Origin of the sequence: Rummeliibacillus sp. POC4 (assembly GCF_003576525.1) — a bacterium.
In the GTDB taxonomy this organism is placed as follows: Bacteria; Bacillota; Bacilli; order Bacillales_A; family Planococcaceae; genus Rummeliibacillus.
The window spans coordinates 1-1,093 of the sequence record NZ_QWUA01000157.1 but is presented as its reverse complement, the minus strand read 5'-3'; the positions used below and the strand labels follow the sequence as shown (position 1 = coordinate 1,093).

The window sequence follows — 1,093 nt, the reverse complement described above, 5'->3', positions numbered from 1 at the left end:
CTAAAGGACCTTTAGCTCAGTTGGTTAGAGCAGACGGCTCATAACCGTCCGGTCGCAGGTTCGAGTCCTGCAAGGTCCACCATTTTTATATTTATGAAAGTTTTGGAGGAATACCCAAGTCTGGCTGAAGGGATCGGTCTTGAAAACCGACAGGCGGGTCAAACCGCGCGGGGGTTCGAATCCCTCTTCCTCCTCCATTTTATAAATATAGTAAAGAAGTATTTCATAACATTATCGCACGGTGGAGCAAATCGCAAAACGAAGATTGCGATTAACGTCGACGCAAGCGTAGCGTGGAAGACGTCCATTAACCAAGTGCATAGTAAAAAGTAGTTCATATTGTTATCGCGGGGTGGAGCAGTTCGGTAGCTCGTCGGGCTCATAACCCGAAGGTCGCAGGTTCAAATCCTGCCCCCGCAACCAAAATGGTTCGGTAGTTCAGCTGGTTAGAATGCCTGCCTGTCACGCAGGAGGTCGCGGGTTCGAGTCCCGTCCGAACCGCCATTTTCTTTGAAAGATATTATTCTAATATGGGTCGGTAGCTCAGTTGGTAGAGCATTAGATTGAAGCTCTAAGTGTCGGCAGTTCGATTCTGTCCCGACCCACCATTATGCGGGTGTAGTTTAGTGGTAAAACCACAGCCTTCCAAGCTGTTGTCGGGAGTTCGATTCTCCTCACCCGCTCCATTATGGGCCTATAGCTCAGCTGGTTAGAGCGCACGCCTGATAAGCGTGAGGTCGATGGTTCGAGTCCATTTAGGCCCACCATAAAATTATTCCGAAGTAGCTCAGTTGGTAGTAGCATCTGACTGTTAATCAGAGGGTCGTAGGTTCGAGTCCTACCTTCGGAGCCATATGGAGAAGTACTCAAGTGGCTGAAGAGGCGCCCCTGCTAAGGGTGTAGATCGGGTAACCGGTGCGAGGGTTCAAATCCCTCCTTCTCCGCCATTATATTGGCCCCTTGGTCAAGTGGTTAAGACACCTCCCTTTCACGGAGGTAACATGGGTTCGAATCCCGTAGGGGTCATATTAAATCCTTTAGAACGTTAAGTTCTAAAGGATTTTTTTAGTGCGCCCAGCATGAAAGTAATCTA

General features: G+C 48.9%; 10 tRNA genes. All 10 read left to right on the top strand.

Features of this window, described 5'->3' with window-relative positions:
• The first annotated feature begins 5 nt into the window (after window positions 1-5).
• The 10 genes from D1606_RS18555 (at window position 6) to D1606_RS18510 (ending at window position 1,026) form a co-directional block, all read left to right on the top strand.
• Window positions 6-82: transfer RNA gene (locus tag D1606_RS18555), tRNA-Ile, on the top strand.
• Window positions 83-104: 22 nt separating this feature from the next.
• Window positions 105-197: transfer RNA gene (locus tag D1606_RS18550), tRNA-Ser, on the top strand.
• 149 nt (window positions 198-346) lie between these two features.
• A tRNA-Met gene (locus tag D1606_RS18545) sits at window positions 347-423 on the top strand.
• Between the two features lie 4 nt (window positions 424-427).
• Window positions 428-504, top strand: a tRNA-Asp gene (locus tag D1606_RS18540).
• Between the two features lie 28 nt (window positions 505-532).
• Window positions 533-608 (top strand) — tRNA-Phe (locus D1606_RS18535).
• Window positions 609-612: 4 nt separating this feature from the next.
• A tRNA-Gly gene (locus D1606_RS18530) sits at window positions 613-686 on the top strand.
• Window positions 687-690: 4 nt separating this feature from the next.
• Window positions 691-767, top strand: a tRNA-Ile gene (locus D1606_RS18525).
• A gap of 9 nt (window positions 768-776) precedes the next feature.
• Window positions 777-853: transfer RNA gene (locus tag D1606_RS18520), tRNA-Asn, on the top strand.
• A gap of 3 nt (window positions 854-856) precedes the next feature.
• Window positions 857-947 (top strand) — tRNA-Ser (locus D1606_RS18515).
• Window positions 948-954: 7 nt separating this feature from the next.
• A tRNA-Glu gene (locus D1606_RS18510) sits at window positions 955-1,026 on the top strand.
• The last annotated feature ends 67 nt before the right edge of the window (window positions 1,027-1,093 follow it).